Here is a 19,913-nt window from a genome sequence, read left to right on the forward strand (position 1 = left end):
AACTTGTGTAGTTAACGCCGAATTTTATCAACCGATTCGGCGCACTTTTACGTGATGTTCTTTTCGGCGCGTCTGTTGCCAGTTCGATTTTGCCTTTGCGCAAATTACTTGCGGCTCCCTTGCAAGCTATCGAGACCGCGCTAGGGACACACTTAAGCTTGCCCCGCCGCCGGCGTCGCTTCACTCGCCGGAGGTGCCCCCTCTCGTCTCGGCAACGTTGCTTCAGCCATCGGCATGATCGGCTCAGCTGACGGTAATGCTGCTTCATCCGTTGGCGGCACCGGCTCACCCGCCGGGGACGCTGCTGCTTCGCCAGTTGACGATGCAGGCTCACTTGCCGGTGATGCTGCTTCAGCTACGGGAGGCGCGTCGGCAGATGCGATGCTGACTGTATCGCCATCCCCTAGCTGTACCGGTGACTCAGGCTTCATCGCAACCACGATACATCCCCAATGAGCACTTTTATTTCCCAGTTTGGCTTTCTTCTTAGTGAGCAGCAAACCATGGCCAATGTCTTTCTCCAGTTCCCCCCCCTCGGCGGTAAGCTTTCGTAGCTTGATCCGCCCCGCCTCAGACAGCAAGTTCTTGAGATGCCCCGCCGCGTCCGTCGAGAGAGTCGATGCGTCAATCAGTTCCAAGTTGGCAACGAGCTTTCGAATGAAGTGCCGCCGAAACACCAAAATACCTTCTTGGTCCGACTGTCTAGCCGGGACAAAATAACATGGAGTGTCTTCGCCCGCGAAATCTATGCTCGTGAGCTTACCGCTCTTCTCGGCATACCAAAAAGTTACCGTTCCAGGAAACGCCAAAACCGGTGGCACGGGTACGCCGACACGGCCTAGTTGATTAAGTAATTTGGCTTGAATCTCCTGCGCGTACATCGGGCGTAGCGCTCCCAGATAGCGAAACTCCCCTTCCGAATGGCCAGCTTGAGACATGACGCCGCTGAACGGTAGTGTTTCTACTGCGCGGTAGTCCCACTTGATGTTCTGAGGCTTATCATCAATGACGATGAAGTCGCCTACAGATGTGCTGGGGGCGTTGAACGTCTCCAATTTGCCGCGCAACGTCAGCATGGCATGAGCTGCAGGCTTCTCCTTGCCTGGCCTTTTCACGAGATCGCAGTCGGGATTCATGATCGCGAGTAAATGTGGCACTCCGTTCTCAGGAGTGCGCATATATAAATCGCCCAATCTGAAGTGCTCTCGTGGACGAGAGCGCTTATTTTCTATCCGTACGCGATGGTAGAGTTCCGCGACCTTTCGGGTTGGCCCGTCAAATGCACTGTCAATATCCTTTGCCTGCTTATCAAGCTGGGTCTTTGGCAGGCTTTCGTCCAGCTTCCGTCCAACACCATCGATTAGGGATTCCCCTAGCAACCACTCTAGATAGTCGGTTAAGCTCTGCCCTTCGTCGGATAATCGGAACCGAACCAAGTAAGCAAGGTCGGAAAGTTCAAAATCGTCAATCTCACCCTTTAGCGACTCTACTGCCGAATGGGCTGCCTTAAGCCAAGCGTTGAGCGTTTCGTGTAGGCCGCGCCCGAAATTGTAGGTTTGGAAAAGATCCAACAGTGTGTCGCTCGCCTCGGGGTCCACGACAATTGGATCCGCCGGATCGTTCTGTACGATCTTTCTCTTGCTTACGAAGCCGAAGCGGCTAGCATATACGCGGTTCTGTTCACCCATGCTCCGGCGGTATTCCTGCACCTGTGGCGCATCGGGGTGTGATGTCATGAGGATAACCGAGGGAGACAACCTGAGCAGTGGCTCGATTCGCTCGAGCGACTTCTGGACAGCTTGCCCGGCTTGAGCCGAATCCGGTACCTCGTCGGGGCTAACAGACGCGTGTAAGAACAAGTCCACGAATACAACGTGTGGCCCACCTTGGGCGTCCACGGCTTCGGGCTGCGATCCATAAGTCTGTATCGTAACGTTCGGACTGGCCTGACGAACGAGGGCAAGCAACGGACGGACATAGGCAAGATTAGCCCCCTTGAGTTCGGAGAATCGTCCCATCGGGTCGAACTTCGTGTCGAATGTGCGCACATAGGCGGCATAGAGCTGCTGCAACAGCTCGTCAACCGGCTCTCGCACTGAGCTGTCTATCCCCTCGATCGCCGCCTGCCAATCATCATCATCTATAGCCGCTTCTCTGCGAATTTGGTCCGCGTCTATCGCGCTCAAGTATTCCCGCAACTCCCCCCAATCCGCCTCGGGAATTTCAGGCGGGTCGAATGCATCGTCCACGAAAGCGATGCGCTCGACGCTACTCGCCTTGATTGCCTCCAGTATGCGTGCCGCTTCCATTACGTCGCTCCCTCACTGAAATCGAGGAGAAAGGTGTTAAGTCGACCCTGTCGGATAACAGGGGCTTCAGGATCCATCCGGATAGTCCAACGGTGGTAGGCCGCCAGCTCCCGCGAAATGTACAAACCCAAGCCGCGCCCTTGGTTCGCCGGTTTGGACGAGACAAACGGATGAAAAATGACCTCAGCGCGCTCCGGCGCCACCCCCGGACCACTGTCCGTCACAGTCAATGTCCGCGTCTGCGCATTCACTTCCACGTGAATGCGCGGGAGGAAGCCTGGCTCGAATCGGCTCTGCTGCTTAAGCCAATACTCGCTGTTGGAAATAAGGTTCTCCAAAATTTGGATCAACATGCCCTTTACAGCACGCACCATCAAGGGCTTGTCTTGGCGAATGCTGAACTCAATTCCATGGCGCTTGAATGCATTCTCATGACCTTGCAGCACCATGGCCGCCACCTCGCCAGCGTCAAAGCGGACTTTGACCTGACGCTTCTCACCAGACAACGCATCGAAAGCCGATACGCGTTTATGCAGCGTGGTCAACTGCTCTTCCAACGACTTTAGCACCGCATGGGTCGGCAGTGCTTTACGCACCTCGTGCAGTTCCTTAATGGCAAAGGCCACGGCGCGGTCCAATTCGTGGAAGATGAATTCTGTCATCAACCCGATACCCGCGAGATGCACAAATTGCTCCCGATCGTCAGCAATCTGCTTCGCTTCCTTCTCGACGCCTGTTACGATCTCGGAGCATTGATCTGTGAGCTCAGACACGCGTCTCTGCAGGCGCTCGATCTCCACTCGGTTGATATCCGGTGCGTTGGCACGGAGTTCAGCCAAGGAGTGCAAAACCTTTTCCTCAGTTTGCCGGAAGTCCTGCGTCGACGCTCTCGCGCGCTTAATATTTAGCTTTTCATTCTTGTCGGCCTCGTTTATCAAGTCGCGCATCTCTGTGTGCAAAACCCACATCAGGATTGACTTGAGCGCGGCTGCTTCGGGCGACTCCACCAACCCCTCCCGATTGGTCTGCTCACTCAGTGCCGTGTGAGCTGCGTTGACGACCACGCGCCCGATCACCTGTTGGCGGTTAAGCTTGAACCCAGATTTGCCGAACGCATTCTTGTCTAGTTCAAGCCAGTCGTCGTCTGAATCGCCATATGGTAGCACTCGAAACCCGTGCCGGTAGAGCATAGGACCGCCCGACCACCGCGCGATCTGTTGCCGCGTCTCGAGCGTATTCTGTGTGAGCGCCGGAACCGCCTGCACGATTAAACGATTAAACCAATAGACATCGACGCTAAACGGCCCGAGCGACTTCAGCGTCTCAGGACGAATGGAAACTGCAGTCGTCGCAGCATGCCCTTTCTTGCCGCGCACGGGGGTCTCCTGCTGAGTGAGCGAATAAATCTCCGCACCCACTTGAAGCACCGCACGCTTGGAATTCCGCAGCCGATAGTCAATCATGCCCTCCAAATGCGGAATCTGATCCTTGCCGTCAAAGCGCAACGACACATGGCAGGTGGCATGGGCCGCTTCGAGTAGCGGAGTCGGGATGCGAGGAATGATCTTTGGTCGACCGTTATATTCCACTCGTAGCAACTCATGCTTCGTGTCGCGAGTCGCAGCCGCACGAGCGCGCTCGAACGGGTCAATCATCCGCGCGAGTGCGCCAGCCAGAAGTTCGTCCAGCCGAGGCTCGCTCCAGTCGCCCAGTAAAGCAGATACGCGAACGGTGGTGCCGTGCTCCCTACGCTCGCCCTTGACAGCCCCCACATGTGGTGCGATTGGAATGCTGCCTACCTCGACTTCCACGTCATGGCCAAATTGCAGCCAGTCGATATCCAACTCGTTCCAGTGGCGCTCGCCGTTACGACTCGTGCAGAGGTGCAGATGGTCGCCCAACCGCATCGCCGAGAGGCGACCAACCCCCTTGTCACCAAGATAGCCAGCGCCTTTCAAATTGTCCCTACGGCGTGAGCGCGTACCGACGGTAAGATACACGTCCTCCAATTCCTCTGCGCTCATGCCGTGCCCTTGGTCACGCACCTCAATCCAATTAAACGCTCGATAGTTGGTATGCAACGCGTCGATGAACGCATCCCTATCGCCAACCAGCGAACGCATTGACGCCAAAAACTGTCCCTTCAACTCATCTCGGACACCGGCGACCATTTGTGTCTCAATCCGGTCTAACACCGCCTGAGGGGCGACCCGCTGACCTAACCGATGCACAGCTTCTTCGTAGTCTCTACGCGTTAAGAGGACCTGTAACGCCAACTGCACGCTGGGAGAGCCCGCGTCGACTGCGTTCTTCACCAGTTCGTTTATCGCTACCTCGTCAGAGCTAATAAGTTCCTTGCCCAGCTCGAGCAGCGCACGTGCTGCAAACTTGAATGCCAATTATGGTGCTCCAATCAGCGGGGGTTTCCCCCACATCCGTGATGGCGTTTTCAAATGTGTCAGAGCTGGCAGACCAAACAGCCCTGGTCATCGTCTTCCTCCGGGATTTCGGCCGAATCCGCCTGCGCGAAGACCTCCATCAGAGTAACGTTCTCGCGTCGCTGCGCTCTGCGCTCAATGCGGATCACGTGTTCGCGTTTGATTTCTTCCATCCGCTCGGGACGCTCCAATTCAGCCAGACTTTCCCCTTGGCTCCACGTGAAGAAATTTCCCGTTTTCTCGTAGGGCTTTTCATATGCCTTCGCTTTCTCGAACAGATCCGGATGCGTCTCTTTCAGCCGTACCCATTCAATTTTTTGTTGATAAAAACAAAAGTAGCATCCAGAACGCGTTCGCCCCCAACGCGTGTAGGGAGGCATACCGACGCCGGAGTTTCGGAGGATTTCTTCGATGTCACGCAGCACCAACCCGTCCTCGCGAAATGGATAGACGGCCCTAATATTGGGCTTGTGACTAATGTACCCGCTACGATCTTCATCAGCGCGCAAGCCGACATAGTTCACAACCTCATCGCTCCCGCAATGCTGTTCGAACGGTTTGAGCTTTAACGCTCGTGTGCACCACCGCCGGTGATTAGACGGAATCATGCCGCCGTACATCTCATACCAGTGGTCAAACCCAACATCGGCATTGAGGCGCGTTACCTCCTTACCGAGATAATCCGAAATGCGCTGCAGGTACGCGTACGTTTCGGGCAGTTCCTTTCCCGTATCGCTAAAAATGTACTCCATCTCCGGAACTCGATCGCGAAGATAGATGGCGAGTGCAGCGCTGTCCTTCCCCCCGGACAAGCTGAGAATGTGCCTAACCCGCTTCCCGCTCGTCATGAGCTTTCTCCTTTGTCGAGTTCAACTGTAATTGCATCACATTGAGGCCTTGCAGCGCTTCCGTCAAAGCGGCGGCGGCCGTATGCGGGTCTGCCGCAGGCTGCTTCTCTAGGACGTCGAGAATAGTGCGAGCCAACTTAGCGGACTGTTCGGATTTTGCGACAAACAGAGCAGATTCCTGCCCCGTCGCGCCGGTCAGCGTTACGCTAACAAAACGCTCCGCTGCTCGTGGGGCCTCCTTCCGCTGCATGACGAGTCGCAACCAGCGACGATAATGGCCGCCTATTTCTGTGGCCGCGCGGGCGAAACTCTCCATCGTTTCGTCCGTCCACATGTCTAATGGCCGCTGTACCAGCAGGCTCGCCACTGAATCAAGCCACTTCTCATCCGTCAGTGAGACATCGGTGCAGCGCAAGATGAAACTCTTGAGCCGGGCATCCGCCAAACCAGCGGCCGCGCTGGAACACTCCGCCTGCAGTTGGCTGCGAATCCTACCCAGCTGGCCGGCGATACCGAAGACTCGCCCAAGCTCGAGGGCGACTGTCTCCTGCAGTTTGCGCTGACTCATACCGAGATCTGTCAGGGCCGAAGACAACCATTCGACGAAATGACTACTCGTCTTGCTCTGCACGTGCGCCTGCGGAAGCGTCGTGGTCAGCAGCTCGATGGGATCTTGGGCTTTCCCCAAACGTGCGCGAACCAGCACTGCATCCTTACCGATCCGTCCCGTCTGTTTCGCGAAATCAGAAAGCTGAGCAAACCACCGATATAGCGAACGTGCCAGCGCCAAATACGTGACTTCGCCCGTGGGCAAAGCGCCAAGCGAAGCCAGTACTGAGCCATAGTCGCGCAGCAGGTCACGGCTATCCAGTCCCTGCGGCAGTTCCCTTAGCTGGAACGTTTGAGGGTTCTTGTACATACGCTGGATGTACTCGCTCGTGAGTTCTAGCACCAACGTACCGCGTTCGAATATGGCGCACCGGCTACGATGAATCAGCAGATATATCGTGAGCCAAACGCTACTCGGTCCATTACGTACCCCAAAGGGTGGCGCTGCCAGTGCGCGTTGAACTTGCTCAAAAGTCGGGGCTTCGCCCTCGCTTGTTAGGATGCGCGAGATCTCTGCCCAAACCATAGTGATATCAACGGGAGATCCCTTTCTCGGAGGGAGCAGCTTCCAGCTATTGCCGTCCGGCTCCCAGATACCCGTGTCGCGTATCAATGTCGCGTGAATCAAACGTTCCGGTGGGAACTCCTTATCGCCAAAGATCGGGCCATCCGTCGGGCCGGCCAAAAGCGAGTCGATGAGTCTCTGGCGAGCCAGTACCACGGCAGACGCCGGGCGGTCCTTGTTAATTAGCTCATTGACGATTCGAGGCGCATCCTTAAAGACCGTCTCAAACAGCCAGGACGCGATTTGATTTACGTTCATCGATTCGCAATTCGGGATAACCTTGCCCTGGTACCAATACTGCGGTCCCGAGATGCCTTGTCCAGCGGCAAGCGCCGAAAACACGACGGCATCGACGTCCTCCTTCACCTGATGGAGGCGGCTATCAACATATTGACTGGTCCACGGATCAAGTCGCTTGCTCGTTACGTCCTGCTGTACCGAGAGCCATATGGCCAACTCCGCGAGCGCCGCCCGTCCCTGCGTCGACAAAGCAAGACAACAGTAGACACTCAGAGGAGCGTCCGTACCTCGAATACGCTTCAGTGCCTCGCCCTGTTCTTTCGAACCGGCCGTCACCAGAACAAGCCGGAGCCATCCATCAGGTTGCCCCTCACCATCATTCTTCTCGGAGGCCACACCGGGCCATGCCGACATGGTGCCAACGTCGATCGCCAAAGTTCGAATAGTTCCACGGCGGTCATAGTGCCTGTTGGCGATAACGAGCCGATTGCCAAGCACATGCTTGGCCCCCCGAACCACGAGTTCCGCTTCAGCGATCTGAGCAGCGTCGTCGTACAGCGCTTCGATGTTGACGGCCTCCGAAACTGCGAAGCCGTATTCCGATCGATTATGGCGGCAAATCAGCAGGTTCTGCGACACTAGGCGGTCGAGCCGTTCCTTCGTCTCAGGGACATCCTGTCGATGAAGTGCATATGCAACCAGCTCCGGAGTAATGCGCAGCCTCAGAGAAGACTGGACAAGTTCCAGCACAGCAATGGTCTTGAGAATGGACAGCGCACTCGCGTCATTTCCATGTCGATCAATGGCGGTTACCGCAAACGTCCAGCGTCGCTCGGCAGCGAGATCCCGAAAGCGCATTCCCTGGCCGGATGCAAGGTAGTCAAATGCTTCCGTCAGGCGATACCAGGGGTGACCTTCCATTGACGCGGTTTGCGCGAAATCACGCAGGCCGGCCGGCTCGTTACTGTTGAGAAAGGCATGGAACGAACGCTCGCTTTGCCCATAGCGCTTTGAAATGACTGCCAACGCGGCAAGCGTCAGCGGGTGAAGCGGATAGAGCCTTTCTGGATGCTGAAACAAGCGCCTGTCTGCCGAGGTAGGTGCCCGAAGGATGTCCTGTTCCAACGCGACATCAAACACGACGCGCGCGGACTGCGCAAGCGCGGAATCGCGATACAAGGCAGGCTTGACGCCAAGCGCGTGAGCTGCAAAATGAACATAGCGCTCAACTGGCTCGTCGAAAGGAATCTCCTCAAACCGCGAAGCGACCTTGTGCCACTCGTCGTCCAATGCACGTCCGACGCCAGCCGCATAGCTAGCAAAGTTTTGGTGTTGCATCACCACCAATGCCAACGAATCGTCAGCAGATCGGCACGCCTCCTCAGCCAGCTGCTGCAGCGCGATCAGGTCCCCAGCGTCTGGATGCAGTGCGGCATGTTCAATGAACTTCCCCACTTCGTCGATCAAGAGAACGGTTCCGGCAAACCCTTGCGCAACAACGATCGAAGAGAAATCGCGCATAAGCTCACCAGCCACAGCGTTGATCGGTCGCCCCTTGTAGCACCCAGGTTCGGAGAGATGCTTTTTAAAGGCATTCACACCTTTCCCGTTAGGCCAACGAGAGAGCGCGCGTTGAATTTCAGTGCCAAGAGCCACTCCGATAGATAGGCGTGCGCCCACCATCGCCATCGGAAACCGCCTGGACGCAGCGAACAAGCTGGCAACTGGCGCGGAGACGCCACGCAACATCTCATGTGCTGCAGGGCACGCACTTGGCCCTTGGAGCAACTGCGCGAGGACGATGCCCAATGCCGACTTGCCGCTTCCGTATGGGCCGACCACCTTCCATGCGCGCTGGGAATCACTGTGCGCTAATGCGCTTCCGATCTGCTTAAGCGCCTGGATGGCGTTAGGCGTTGGTAAATATCTGGCAATTGCCGCGTCGTCATGAAGATCACGGCTTAGCGAGATGGACCGTGTATGTTGCGCACGAAGCTCAAGGCCATCAATGACTCGGTCAAGCATGGGCGATAGCCTCCTTGTCAGCATTAAGCACGTAGTGCTGGTCGACGCGAGATGTGTCGACCACGACACTCTGAGTGTCAGACGTGTCGATGAATCGGAGCGCTCCGTTCAAGACGCCGTCTGCTAGGTTCTCAACGAACGTGCGAAGCTGGTACTCGTCTAGGCGAAAGATCACTCCTGGGCTATTTTCGCCTTTGAGCAAATGAAGAAATTCAACGGAAAACGACCCGTTGTTATTTGTTTTCACATATTCGACTAGCGCAATAGCAAAAACTCGCAAGCTAAGACCAACCGGAGCACGCAAATCGGTATTGAACACTATGCGGCCATCTTCTTCCTTCGAGGCGCGTACAAGCAACAGATCTTGCAACGGACACCACGATGTATCGTCACTGCTGCGCTCTGCCTGATAGTAGCTTTGGAGAAAAATCGAGGCATGTTGCTCAAGCGTGCTGGGCGCGAGCGGCCGGGCAGCACCAGCGGCACGTTCGGCCAGAGCGCCTATCAACCTCTGTCGGTCGAAGCGCACTAGTCGCGCCTCTCCAAACACCACCGACCAAGCCGCGAGTGCCGCGTTGGTACACAATCGCCAATGAAGTAACCATAGCGACTCAAAAGACTCCAGATGAGGATCCCAGCCGTGGTCCGGATCGAGCAGTTTGCGGCCAATGGGTCCAGGTATATGGCCTTGCCCCGCCACAAAGCTCAATACGCCCATTGCCTCACACCAGAACTGGAGCGACTTCACCATGTTGCGTCCAATGCCAAGCTGATGCATCGCTCGCTCTTCGTCTCGAAAGAGGTGGGGATCGGCTGACACTGCTTGATAGGCTTTGGGCAACCAGCCATATCGGCAAACAAAGGACTCATGTCCGGAAAAGCGATCTGTGATTGTCATGATTTTCTGGATTTGGTTGCGACACGCGTAACCCCTGCGGATGCCTGTGGCTCTCCGGAGACCGGCGTGCGCTCAATAATGATGGCCTTGGTCGTGGCGTCAAAGTACAGATCGACAGAGTCACCTTCCTGGATGCCTGCATTACGTAGCAAGGCATCGGTAAGCGCAACCCGCCCCATTTTCTGTACTTTTTTTGTACCAAAATGAACCTTCATGAAGTACTCGCCAAGGCAAAAACATGGTTGGAATTCGGGTGAATCTTAACTTAAAACGGTCCAGGTTCGGTATGTGTCGTTTTCATCATCGCCCGTTGCAAGAGCGTCGTTAGCAAGATCTCGTTCAGCCCCCCAGCCCTCGCTGCGCAGCGGTTTCGCTCCCGACTGACGGCGTACAGAAAATCTCAGCTACATATCACCTACCTGAGCACGGCCATCCCCGGCCGCTCCGTCGCTGCAATCCCGCAGCGGCGCACTTCGCCCAGGAGGTTCCGTGAATCCTTCCCTTCACGCTGCTGCACTCACCGGCGCAGGGCTGGCAATCGTCGCAGTGCTTTCAGTCATCGCGTGGCTCGTAATGCACAGGCGCTCACCGCAGCCGCCCGTTGTTCCACCTCCCGCCCGCGCCGCCCGTAGCTATCCGCCGTCCGCCTTCGATGAGGGCGACGAGTGGGAAGCGTTCGCGCCATATCCCGACCACGCGCTGAATGCCGCACAGCCGTTTGCCTCGACGTTCAATCCGGAGCCGGCTCGCGAACGCCGCACCGGTTCCGGCGACAAGCCGGCCTTTGAGCCGCCCCTGCCCGACGCAGAAGATCGACCACGGCCTGTCCGTGATACGCCGGCCGATCCCGAAAGCATGTTCTCTCCTTTCTTTCCGTGGCCGGGTGGCGGTGCTGATCCATCCATCGCTGCCGCAGCGACGCGCTGTCCGCACTGCGACTCGACGCGGATCGACACACTCGATCTGGGCCGCAGGACGGGCGGCACGATCGGCAGCGTGGCTGGCGCGACCGGCGGCTTCGCCATGGCGCTGTCGGGTGCCGAAGCCGGCGCGGCGGTGGGCGCTATCGGCGGTCCTGTCGGCTTCATCTTTGGTGGCCTCGCGGGTGCCGTGATCGCCGGTCTGCTCGGCGGCGCCGCAGGCGGTGCAGCGGGCTCCGCTGTCGGAGCGGCCATTGACGACAACCTGCTCCCGAACTACCGGTGTCGCTCATGCGGACAGGTCTTCGGCTCACACGCCCATTGAAGCGCAACTGCACACGTGGCCGCACGCAGCTGCTGCCACACACAGGAGTTCCACAATGTTCAGCCTCTCCCACCGCACAACGTACGCGTCACGCTCGGAGGACGCGCGCCATGCATGAAGAGCCCGATGCCGGCAGCAGCCAGGCCTGTCCTCACTGCCAGTCGACGCGTACGGAACCGCGCCACGTCGCCCGGCGCATCGGCGGTGCAGTCGGTGCCGCAGCGGGTGCCGGCAGCGCCGTCGCCGTTGCCCTATCGGGCGCCGAAGCCGGCGCTGCCGCCGGCATGATCGGCGGACCGCTGGGCAGCGTGGCCGGCGCACTCCTCGCCGGGTTCGTGGCGGGCGCGGCGGGCTGCGCCACGGGAGCGGCCTTCGGCGAAGCAGTCGACCAGAAGGTTCTCGACAACTGGCGGTGCCTCGCCTGCGGACGCACCTTCAGCAGCAAGCCGCGCTAGCGCTCCACTGGCCCTTACGTTTCCGTATCCATTCATTGCGCCCGGCCCTGTGCCGGGCTTTATGCGTTCTTTTCCAAAAGGAGTCCCCAGATGCATCTCGTACAGACAATGGCGTATGCCGGTGAAGAGCCGTGGCATGGCCTTGGTAACCGGCTCGCCCCCAAGCAGCCGCTCGAAGTGTGGAGCCGCGCCGCCGGCATGGACTGGACCATCGAGGAAGCCGAAGTGCGCTTCGTCGCCAGCGGCAACCGCAACCTCGGCGCCATCCACGCGTTTCCCGAGCAGAAAGTTTTGTACAGGAGCGACACGAAGGCTCCCCTGTCCGTCGTTTCTGCCCGGTACAACGTAGTTCAGCCCGCACAGATTCTCGAGTTCTACAGAGACCTCACGGAAGTGGGGGGCTTCGAGCTCGAAACGGCCGGTGTGCTCAAGGAGGGCCGCAAGCTGTGGGCGCTCGCGAAGACCGGGCAGTCGGCCACACTCAGGGGCCGCGATACCGTCAATGGCTATCTGCTGCTCGCCACGGCGTGTGATGGATCGCTTGCGACGACTGCGCAGTTCACGAGTGTCCGCGTGGTCTGTAACAACACCCTCGCCATCGCATTGGGAGACGGCACGGGCGCCGTGAAGGTGCCGCACCGCTCGCAGTTCGACGCTGCTGCGGTGAAACGTCAGCTCGGCATCGCCGTGTCGTCGTGGGACGCGTTCATGGTGCGCATGAAGGCGCTGTCGGAGCGCAAGGTTTCCGATGCAGCCGCAGAGAAGTTCCTGCGGCGTGTGCTCACGTACTCGCCCGCAGCAACGGCCGACCGCGACGCTGTTGCCGTGAACGAGCGCGCCATCAAGGCCGTGGGCCAGCTTTATGCCGGGCGCGGCAAGGGTGCCGATCTCGCTTCCGCTTCGGGTACCGCGTGGGGCCTTCTCAACGCAGTGACGGAATACTGCGATCACCACCGCCGCGCACGCAGCGACGATCACCGCCTCGATGCCGCATGGTTCGGTGCAGGTGCTGCGCTTAAGCAGAAGGCGTGGGATGAAGCGCTGCGCCTCGTCGTGTAGTTCCTTCCCCTTTCCTTCAACGCCGGCCCGGCCAGGTTCACCTGTCGGGCCTTTGTACTTCTGGAGACGCCATGAGCGCGACACAACCCGACGGGCCACGCAGGCGGCCCGCGTTGAGGCTCGTCGAAACGAAGCACCTGGAGCGCGACGACTGGCTCGCCGTGCGGCGTACCGGCATCGGCGGCTCGGATGCCGCCGCCGCCGTCGGCCTCAACCCGTACATGAGCCAGCTTGAGCTTTGGCTTGACAAGACCGGCCGGGCCGAAGGCATGCCGCGTCCTGCACCGGACGATACGACCTCGCCCACGTACTGGGGGACGCTGCTCGAACCCATCGTGGCTGCGTCCTACACGAAGCAGACTGGCAACCGGGTGCGGCGCATCAACGCCGTCCTGCGTCATCCGACGATTCCATGGATGCTCGCCAACGTCGACCGCGAAGTGGTGGGGTGCCGGGACGTGCAGTTGCTGGAGTGCAAGACGGCTGGCGAGTTTGGGGCACGGCTGTGGCGCGAAGGCGTGCCGGAGTATGTCGAACTGCAGGTGCAGCACCAGCTCGCGGTCACGGGCAGGACGGCAGCGCACGTCGCCGTGCTGCTCTGCGGTCAGGCACTCGAAGTGTTTCGCGTCGAGCGGGACGATGCACTCATTGGCCGGCTCATCGAGCTTGAGCAGCGCTTCTGGCGCTTCGTGAAGACCGACACGCCGCCGCCTGCGGATGGATCGGAATCGGCAGAGCGTGCGCTGCGGCACCTGTATCCCGGCAACAGCGGCACCGTGGATTTTACCGATGACCGGCGTCTGTCTTCGGTATTCGCGGACCTCGTTGCGGTGCGTGCCGAAATCGAACAGCGCGAAGCCCAGGAAGCGCTGCTCAGACAGACCCTCATCCAGGCCATGGGCGAAGCCACGCGTGCGGTGTTCGAGACCGGCTCGGTGTCGTTCCGGCGCAGCCGCGATTCATCCACCGTCGACCTCAAACGGCTGCTCGCCGATCACCCGGAGTTCGCGACGCAGTACGCCATGGACCGGCCCGGTTCGCGGCGCTTTCTGGTTTCCACCTGATTCCGTATCCCCCTTTACCGAGGACCATCATGCTCAAAGGACTTTCCATTACACCGCCGGTTGTCGGCAGGATTTCTATCGGGCGCATCGTCGAGAAGGGCGGCAAACGCCTGCCCGAGAAGGACGACCAGTTCACGCTTACCACCCAGGTGCAGCAGCGCGGCGAATGGCTGCTGCATCCGCTCAACGAACAGCTGCGCAAGGCCACCACCGGCAAGCTGCGCGCGATTCCCGTGCGCATGCTGTTCAACGCTCCCGACCTGAACCTGCGGGCCGACTATTCGATGTTCGACCGCGACACGGGACGACCCGTGTGCGTGGGCGACGGCAACACGTGCCGGCGCGTCGGTGTGGAGGGCAACGGCATTGAAACCCTGCCGTGTCCGTCGCCGGACGGCTGCGCCTTCGGCACGCAGGGCGGCTGCAAGCCGTATGCGCGGCTCAACGTCATCGTCGGCGATGAGGACGAACTGGGCTCGTTCATCTTCCGCACCACCTCGTACAACTCGATCCGTACGCTCGCCGCGCGCCTGCACTACTTCAGCGCGGTGTCCGGCAACCTGCTGGCATGCCTGCCGCTGGAACTGAAGCTGCGCGGCAAGTCGACGACACAGAGCTACAGGTCGGCGATCTATTACGTCGATCTCGGTGTGCGTTCGGGCAGCACGCTCGAACAGGCGTTGATCGAAGCGCAGGAGCTGGACGCGCGCCGCCGTGCAGCAGGTTTCGATCAGGCAGCGCTCGATGCCGCTGCACGCGCCGGGTTTGCCAATGGCGTGTTCGAGGACAGTCCCGACGAGCGCGCCGCCGTGGCGGAGGAGTTCTATCCGGACACGGCGCCGGGCACTTCCGTATCGCCTGCAGCTTCTGCTGGCGATACACCGCCGTCCACGGATACCGGCACACTGGCGAAGCCCACGCTGCGCGAGAAGCTGGACCGCAAGGCCGTGCTGCTTGGCGGCAAGGCGGCATGAGCGCGCAGCGCAGGGCAGCGGCTCTCGCTGCCGCTGCCACGGCCACCGCGCTCAGCCTGTCGGTACTCGCCGGCTGGCAGCGCGGCGGCACGCTGCCCGAGCGCATCGTCTGGGTCGCCACCGGCGTCGTGCTCGTCTTCACCGCCCATCTGCTACCGGCGCTCATCCGCGATACGCCGCTTCACGTGCGCATTACCGGCAGCGCACTGTGGGCTGCCTGTCTCGCGACGGCCTGTTACGGGCATGCAGTGTTTTTCGTGTTCGCGCAACAGCATGCCGGAGAGCTGCGGGCCGCGACGATGGCAGGTGCACCGGTGACCACGTCCCATCGAAGCCTGACCGCAGTAATGGCAGACCGTGCAGCCATGGTGCGGCAGCTTGCATGGGCGGATGCACAGCGCTGTTCCCGTGACTGTACCGCGCGTGTCACCCGTCACGCGACGCTGGCCACGCGACTCGAAGCGCTCGATGCGGAAGCGGGCGACGTGCGACGAAGCCAGGCAGCGGACGACCGGGCGGTCGCGCAGCGCGACGCGTTACTCGCCGATCCGGTCACGTCGCGGCTCGCGGCGTTACTCGGGACCACGGCTGCACGCGTCGATCTGCTGTCCGGCTTGACGTTCGCTGCGGTTCTCGAAGGCGTCGCCTGCCTGCTGTGGTGGCTGGCACTACGGCCTGCGCCATTACCGGGATTCGTCGCAGCGGTCGCGCCCCTCACCTGCGTGACTGACACGATGAGCCCGGCAGTAGCGGACAGTCACGTCGGCGTGACGGCCAGCAATGGAACGGTACCGGAGAGTCGTGCGGAAGTAACGGCGGGTCGCGAAGCCGCGACTCATAGTCACGATGATCCTGCGGGCAGTCACCTGCCCCACGACGATCCGCTACCCGACGCCGCTGTCTCCGATGACGAGGTGGCCCGTCTTGCACACGACGTTGCCACCGGTCGCGTTCGTCCCACGGTCGCCGACATCAGGCGGCATCTCGGCTGTTCGCAGTCGCGCGCTATCGCCCTGCGCCGCCAGCTCGCCGCGCTCTCACCTGCGGCATAGACGCCGGGCGCGAGGCCCGGCGTCGTTCCTTTCCATTGTTTCCACCGACGTGCCTGCATCCGGTCGTGCCGGAGGCATGCGCACGTCACCAGCCAGGAGCACTGTCATGACCACACGCAACGAACCGCGTAACGAACCCTTCGCGTACTGCTACGGCAATTCCGAATACGGCTACGGCCGCATCATCGTCGAGCTGCGTAACTACGTCGTCAACGCCTTCGGCGACGCCTACATGGGCGACATCCGCATCCGCTGCTCGTTCAGCGAGCAGTTCGGGGATGCCTACGCCTTCGAGCTGGAATACCACTCGAACATCGGCGTGCGTCTGAACGAGCTGCGCGCCGCCGTGCGGAAAATGGCCGTCATCAGCCGCAGGCTCACGGCCAGCAACGAAAGGCTGGGCCACACGAACGACTTCGCGGAATACGCGCACCGCGCGCTCGCCGCAGCCGGTATCTCCCGAGTCCACGTCGATCCGACGTTCGGACTGTCGGGCAATTCGCTGTCCGTCACCGCGCTTCCCACGTTCGACACGTCGGATGCCGACGGCGTGAAGCACGCCATTGGCTTGCTTGTGCAGGAAGGGCTGCGGCGCTATGCAAAGCAGCCTGCACAGCAGGCCGCGTAAGAGCCCAACTACCCCAACGCGCTCGCGTCGGAAGTCCGCCAGTTCCGCCCGGCGCTTCACCGCGCCACACCTGCCTTAACCCCTTTCCCCTGTTCCTGCGATCCAGCATCCGGCTCCTGCCGGAGGCCTGCGTTCGCCCCTGCAACGGAGAACATCATGAATCTTCCTTCCACCCGTCTTGCGGGACCGCGCTTCCCGCCCGGCCGCATTTTCGCCACGCCTGCTGCCGTCGAAGCGATCGCCAATGCGCACGTCTCGATCCTCGATCTGCTCGTACGCCACCTTCGTGGTGACTGGGGCGACCTGTGCCAGTCCGACCGCGAGCAGAACGAACTCGCCGTCGATGCAGGGCTGCGCGTGCTGTCGAGCTACGTGCTGCCCAACAACCAGACCGTATGGGTCATCACGGAGTGGGACCGCTCCGCGACCACCTTCCTCCTGCCGGGAGACTACTGACATGCTGATCCAGAAATTCCATGCCGCGCTGTATCCCGGCGAATCGCCTGCGGTCGCCGCGACCGGCGCGAAGCTTTTCAGCCGTCAGGGCCACTGGGACGGCGGCAGCACCCTGCACTGCGTCGCGATGGCGCTTACGCTGCTGGGCAAGGTAAGTGATCCGGTCTGGCTGCCGTATCACGGCGAAGGCGCAGAACGCACCGTGTGGGACCATGCGTGGCCGCACTACCTGCACGGGCTCACACTGTCGGAGCTCGCAGGCTTCATCGCCGAACTCAATATCGGCGTGCGACCTGTGCTCCGCGACGGAAGCACCACGTCCATCCTGCGTTTCAGCGAGAAGGAGCTCGCTGCAGGCAACCCTGTGATCGTCGGCTGGAACCAGCCATATCCGGTGAGCGCACATGCGGCGCTCGTCGTCGGTATTGAGGGACGCCAGAACGGGCGAGCCTTCGAATCGCGTTCATTGCTGCTGCTCGATCCTGCGGGAGACGCACCTGCACTTGCATGCTTTAACGCGAGACTGGACCGGCATGGCGATGACGGAATGATTTACCGGCTGTCAAACGCAGCACGGGTCATCTGTCTGAAAGGCGTTATATCAATCCGAGCTATCGCGGCTGCGGGCGCAACCATTGCCCCTTGATCTTGGAAGGCGCCGCGTTCGCGCGACGCCTACAGTTCGCGCGATAATCCCCGAAGCTGGCCCGATGCAGCCGCTGCCCGGTGAGTAGAGGGCTTCCGAAACCCACGACACGGCAGCAAGCGCTCGACACGGTGAAATAATGGGCCGGAAACGGTCCGCCCACAAATCTCGGCTCGACAAATGACACAGTACGATACAGCGCGCGTACCGCGATGGCTGGTCCTCAGCCTGCAGAGCTACGCTTTCTTGTCCGGCGCCAAATGGATAGAAGAAGAGGGGGCGCGAATTCACGAGAGGGTGCGTCAGAATGATCTGAAGCGCTTGATGAAGCTGCAACTGCCACGGAACATGAAGGTCTTCGAAGATCCGGCGTATAAGTTAATCGCTCCCATGGACTTTCAGTCGACACAATGGAAGGGCGACTTGGCTGTTCGCGCCCGTCTCCGGAATAGTGAAGGCCGTTTTGTGTACCGTACACGGTTCATGTTCGAGCTTAAGTTTCAAGACGCCAATTCTGATGCATTCGATCGGGACTTGTACAAGCTTGCAAGATTGTGTCGCGCGAAGCGAGCACGGAACCGGAATTGCCGCAGCTTCCTCGTGATCCTCGGACGAGGAGCCCCCCATCAGCGGTTTGCGGAGTTCGGTCGTCCTTGCATATTTCATCCGGCAGCGATGCCGACCTTGCGAGGTAGCCACGTAACGCGAGGCATTTTCACCGCGACGGCGATCGGTCGCGAACACAACGCCCACTATGTGTGCCTTGTTGAAGTCACGGCTTGAGCACCGGCACTTTATATCGACGTCGCCCCTCCACGTAAAACATGAAGGCGCGCCTAGAGCGTGCGGATTTATAGCGGATCGATAACCATTTATGGCACCCGGTGGACGGTCCGTGGCGATATCTGCCCTAAGGCCTTTCCGCATCAGGCACAGAAACAAAGCAGTGGATGTTTCTTAACCCCAGACTTTGTCTAACGGTTGCAAATCAACATCTAACCCTCCGCACTCCGGACCTAATGCGCAGGCAGTATTGAAATGTGCTTAAAAATCACCGACGACATCGTCGCTCTTACCAGAGCGATTGACAATTTCAATCCTACATACCACCAAGATTACTTCACGGTCCGCAGCCAAGCGGTGGATTACCTTTTGAATGCGCCGTCTACTGGGTCCGCGAAGCGGTTGTCTCACGTACTCGTACAAGCCTTGCGAAGCTGGGGCGCCGGTAAACGTGGCGCTCCGGCCTGTCAGTCGATAGAGGCAGTGATAGACGGACTATGCAATCCGATGCTCCATGATAACTTGACGAAGCTGGCGGCTAGCTTCCCGTCTCTGGCGTTAATCGATGGCGTCCGAAGCGTGAACGCAAGCTGCTCGTTCAAGACTGTCGATGATTTCGACGAATGTCTCATCGGCACGTTGATCGAACTTGCATCTGTCATTCTGGTTGCGAACACGAATGTAACCTATCCAATGAAAGCTCTGTTGCTGATTGCTGGACTAATGCCCGCATTTGATAGCCAGGTAAGAAGAGGCCTGGGCATGGCCGGTTTATCAGGGTTCGGCCGAGGCGGTCGGCCCCGAACGCGGTACCTCATGCCGGTGAAAGGACACGCAGATGCAAAAAGAATTTGTGTGCTGCCGTTTTACATCGCTGAGTGCGTAGCGAGAGAGTTCCGCATGCTAGACGAGGCGACCGAAAACAGCAGATTTCCGATGCTGACAGGTCAGTATGGACGCGTTTTTGACATACTGCTGTTCATGCAACAAAACCTCACTCAAGAGACGGCGCTGGTTTCTTTTTCGCCTTCGCGTCCATGGGCACACTGGTACGCGATCTGATACATCCTAACGGCGGCGCCGGAGTGCTCATGCAGCGCCGCTAACCCAACTAGATCGTGCAAATATCCGGTCCCGGCATTCAAATCACCGGCTACGCGCCCCGTCGCTTTAGCGCCATAGGGCTCAAAACGAATCGCTGGCTTATCCCATTACCGTAAGCGCTGCCGCTTGATCTCCGGCGGCGTCGCGGCATTCGTGCGGCGCTCGCCGGTCGGCTTCAGCGACACCCCATCCAGCGGGGCGAAGAGTTCGGCCAGCGTCACATTCAAGGAGTAGCAAATGTTCGCGAGCGTCTCGACGGACGGGTTAGCGATCCCGCGTTCGATCGCCGAGATGTAAGTGCGATCAACGTGCGCCTCGAAGGCGAGCGTCTCTTGGGACTTCTCGGCTGCATGCCGGCACTCCTTGATCCGCTTGCCGAGGGCAATGGAGATAGGGGCTGGGCGGGCAGCGGGTGATGTTGAGCGCTTGACGGTCATGGCACGCAGGATGCCCGCCCGCAGACTGATTAACGACGCTATAAACTCTTCACTTAGTGTAGTGTTTACTCTTCAGTT

Annotated in this window: 18 protein-coding genes; 11 read left to right on the forward strand and 7 right to left on the reverse strand. The window is 59.7% G+C overall.

The window, feature by feature from the left end:
* Positions 1–152: 152 nt before the first annotated feature.
* Genes KPB06_RS33505 through KPB06_RS33530 form a run of 6 tightly spaced genes read right to left on the reverse strand, consistent with a single transcriptional unit; the run spans position 153 to position 10,147 of the window.
* A complete protein-coding gene (locus tag KPB06_RS33505) occupies positions 153–2,309 on the reverse strand; it encodes a ribosomal eL19 family protein (RefSeq protein WP_275920571.1) in 2,157 nt (718 codons plus the stop codon).
* On the reverse strand, positions 2,309–4,708 hold the full coding sequence (locus tag KPB06_RS33510; protein ID WP_275920572.1) for a sensor histidine kinase: 2,400 nt from the start codon (positions 4,706–4,708) through the stop codon (positions 2,309–2,311). The genes KPB06_RS33505 and KPB06_RS33510 overlap by 1 nt, the downstream gene beginning before the upstream one ends.
* A 59-nt stretch (positions 4,709–4,767) precedes the next feature.
* The gene (locus KPB06_RS33515) at positions 4,768–5,595 is read right to left on the reverse strand and encodes a phosphoadenosine phosphosulfate reductase family protein (RefSeq protein ID WP_275920573.1); all 828 of its coding nucleotides are present in this window, start codon (positions 5,593–5,595) and stop codon (positions 4,768–4,770) included.
* Entirely contained in the window at positions 5,573–9,034 is a 3,462-nt protein-coding gene (locus tag KPB06_RS33520) for a hypothetical protein (RefSeq protein WP_275920574.1), read from the reverse strand. Before KPB06_RS33520 ends, KPB06_RS33515 begins: the two co-directional genes overlap by 23 nt.
* Positions 9,027–9,932, reverse strand: coding sequence for a DUF4007 family protein (locus KPB06_RS33525; RefSeq protein ID WP_275920575.1), 906 nt, complete (start codon positions 9,930–9,932; stop codon positions 9,027–9,029). Before KPB06_RS33525 ends, KPB06_RS33520 begins: the two co-directional genes overlap by 8 nt.
* Positions 9,929–10,147: a hypothetical protein gene (locus KPB06_RS33530; protein ID WP_275920576.1), complete on the reverse strand. Its 219-nt coding sequence runs from the start codon at positions 10,145–10,147 to the stop codon at positions 9,929–9,931. Before KPB06_RS33530 ends, KPB06_RS33525 begins: the two co-directional genes overlap by 4 nt.
* A gap of 274 nt (positions 10,148–10,421) precedes the next feature.
* Here KPB06_RS33530 and KPB06_RS33535 point away from each other — a divergent pair, with 274 nt between their 5' ends.
* From KPB06_RS33535 to KPB06_RS33585, 11 genes are all read left to right on the forward strand, one after another.
* Complete coding sequence (locus KPB06_RS33535) at positions 10,422–11,177, forward strand: hypothetical protein (RefSeq protein WP_275920577.1); 756 nt, start codon at positions 10,422–10,424, stop codon at positions 11,175–11,177.
* 110 nt (positions 11,178–11,287) lie between these two features.
* Positions 11,288–11,632, forward strand: a complete 345-nt coding sequence (locus tag KPB06_RS33540; protein WP_275920578.1) for a hypothetical protein — start codon at positions 11,288–11,290, stop codon at positions 11,630–11,632.
* Between the two features lie 90 nt (positions 11,633–11,722).
* A complete protein-coding gene (locus KPB06_RS33545; RefSeq protein WP_275920579.1) occupies positions 11,723–12,691 on the forward strand; it encodes a DUF932 domain-containing protein in 969 nt (322 codons plus the stop codon).
* Positions 12,692–12,762: 71 nt separating this feature from the next.
* Positions 12,763–13,755: a YqaJ viral recombinase family nuclease gene (locus KPB06_RS33550; protein WP_275920580.1), complete on the forward strand. Its 993-nt coding sequence runs from the start codon at positions 12,763–12,765 to the stop codon at positions 13,753–13,755.
* Positions 13,756–13,784: 29 nt separating this feature from the next.
* Positions 13,785–14,729 (forward strand): recombination directionality factor, encoded by a 945-nt coding sequence (locus tag KPB06_RS33555; RefSeq protein ID WP_275920581.1) that lies wholly within the window; start codon positions 13,785–13,787, stop codon positions 14,727–14,729.
* On the forward strand, positions 14,726–15,781 hold the full coding sequence (locus KPB06_RS33560) for a hypothetical protein (RefSeq protein WP_275920582.1): 1,056 nt from the start codon (positions 14,726–14,728) through the stop codon (positions 15,779–15,781). The genes KPB06_RS33555 and KPB06_RS33560 overlap by 4 nt, the downstream gene beginning before the upstream one ends.
* A gap of 106 nt (positions 15,782–15,887) precedes the next feature.
* Positions 15,888–16,409: a hypothetical protein gene (locus tag KPB06_RS33565; RefSeq protein ID WP_275920583.1), complete on the forward strand. Its 522-nt coding sequence runs from the start codon at positions 15,888–15,890 to the stop codon at positions 16,407–16,409.
* 156 nt (positions 16,410–16,565) lie between these two features.
* Positions 16,566–16,865 carry a hypothetical protein gene (locus KPB06_RS33570; RefSeq protein WP_275920584.1) on the forward strand — a complete coding sequence of 100 codons (300 nt, stop codon included), beginning with the start codon at positions 16,566–16,568 and terminating at the stop codon, positions 16,863–16,865.
* Position 16,866: 1 nt separating this feature from the next.
* Positions 16,867–17,511, forward strand: coding sequence for a cysteine peptidase family C39 domain-containing protein (locus KPB06_RS33575; RefSeq protein WP_275920585.1), 645 nt, complete (start codon positions 16,867–16,869; stop codon positions 17,509–17,511).
* A gap of 180 nt (positions 17,512–17,691) precedes the next feature.
* On the forward strand, positions 17,692–18,294 hold the full coding sequence (locus KPB06_RS33580) for a hypothetical protein (protein ID WP_275920586.1): 603 nt from the start codon (positions 17,692–17,694) through the stop codon (positions 18,292–18,294).
* Between the two features lie 522 nt (positions 18,295–18,816).
* On the forward strand, positions 18,817–19,356 hold the full coding sequence (locus KPB06_RS33585; protein ID WP_275920587.1) for a hypothetical protein: 540 nt from the start codon (positions 18,817–18,819) through the stop codon (positions 19,354–19,356).
* 149 nt (positions 19,357–19,505) lie between these two features.
* Here the strand turns inward: KPB06_RS33585 and KPB06_RS33590 are convergent, their stop codons facing one another.
* Complete coding sequence (locus tag KPB06_RS33590; protein WP_275920588.1) at positions 19,506–19,835, reverse strand: helix-turn-helix domain-containing protein; 330 nt, start codon at positions 19,833–19,835, stop codon at positions 19,506–19,508.
* Positions 19,836–19,913 lie beyond the last annotated feature (78 nt).

The organism is Burkholderia semiarida (genome assembly GCF_029268935.1).
GTDB lineage: Bacteria > Pseudomonadota > Gammaproteobacteria > Burkholderiales > Burkholderiaceae > Burkholderia > Burkholderia semiarida.

Bases quoted from the DNA above. Each gene is read 5' to 3' on its own strand.
- KPB06_RS33560 (WP_275920582.1), top strand. From the start codon at position 14,726: ATGAGCGCGCAGCGCAGGGCAGCGGCTCTCGCTGCCGCTGCCACGGCC.
- KPB06_RS33505 (WP_275920571.1), bottom strand. From the start codon at position 2,309: ATGGAAGCGGCACGCATACTGGAGGCAATCAAGGCGAGTAGCGTCGAG.
- KPB06_RS33555 (WP_275920581.1), top strand. From the start codon at position 13,785: ATGCTCAAAGGACTTTCCATTACACCGCCGGTTGTCGGCAGGATTTCT.
- KPB06_RS33520 (WP_275920574.1), bottom strand. From the start codon at position 9,034: ATGCTTGACCGAGTCATTGATGGCCTTGAGCTTCGTGCGCAACATACA.
- KPB06_RS33575 (WP_275920585.1), top strand. From the start codon at position 16,867: ATGCTGATCCAGAAATTCCATGCCGCGCTGTATCCCGGCGAATCGCCT.
- KPB06_RS33580 (WP_275920586.1), top strand. From the start codon at position 17,692: ATGACACAGTACGATACAGCGCGCGTACCGCGATGGCTGGTCCTCAGC.
- KPB06_RS33550 (WP_275920580.1), top strand. From the start codon at position 12,763: ATGAGCGCGACACAACCCGACGGGCCACGCAGGCGGCCCGCGTTGAGG.
- KPB06_RS33525 (WP_275920575.1), bottom strand. From the start codon at position 9,932: ATGACAATCACAGATCGCTTTTCCGGACATGAGTCCTTTGTTTGCCGA.
- KPB06_RS33540 (WP_275920578.1), top strand. From the start codon at position 11,288: ATGCATGAAGAGCCCGATGCCGGCAGCAGCCAGGCCTGTCCTCACTGC.
- KPB06_RS33565 (WP_275920583.1), top strand. From the start codon at position 15,888: ATGACCACACGCAACGAACCGCGTAACGAACCCTTCGCGTACTGCTAC.
- KPB06_RS33570 (WP_275920584.1), top strand. From the start codon at position 16,566: ATGAATCTTCCTTCCACCCGTCTTGCGGGACCGCGCTTCCCGCCCGGC.
- KPB06_RS33545 (WP_275920579.1), top strand. From the start codon at position 11,723: ATGCATCTCGTACAGACAATGGCGTATGCCGGTGAAGAGCCGTGGCAT.
- KPB06_RS33590 (WP_275920588.1), bottom strand. From the start codon at position 19,835: ATGACCGTCAAGCGCTCAACATCACCCGCTGCCCGCCCAGCCCCTATC.
- KPB06_RS33530 (WP_275920576.1), bottom strand. From the start codon at position 10,147: ATGAAGGTTCATTTTGGTACAAAAAAAGTACAGAAAATGGGGCGGGTT.
- KPB06_RS33515 (WP_275920573.1), bottom strand. From the start codon at position 5,595: ATGACGAGCGGGAAGCGGGTTAGGCACATTCTCAGCTTGTCCGGGGGG.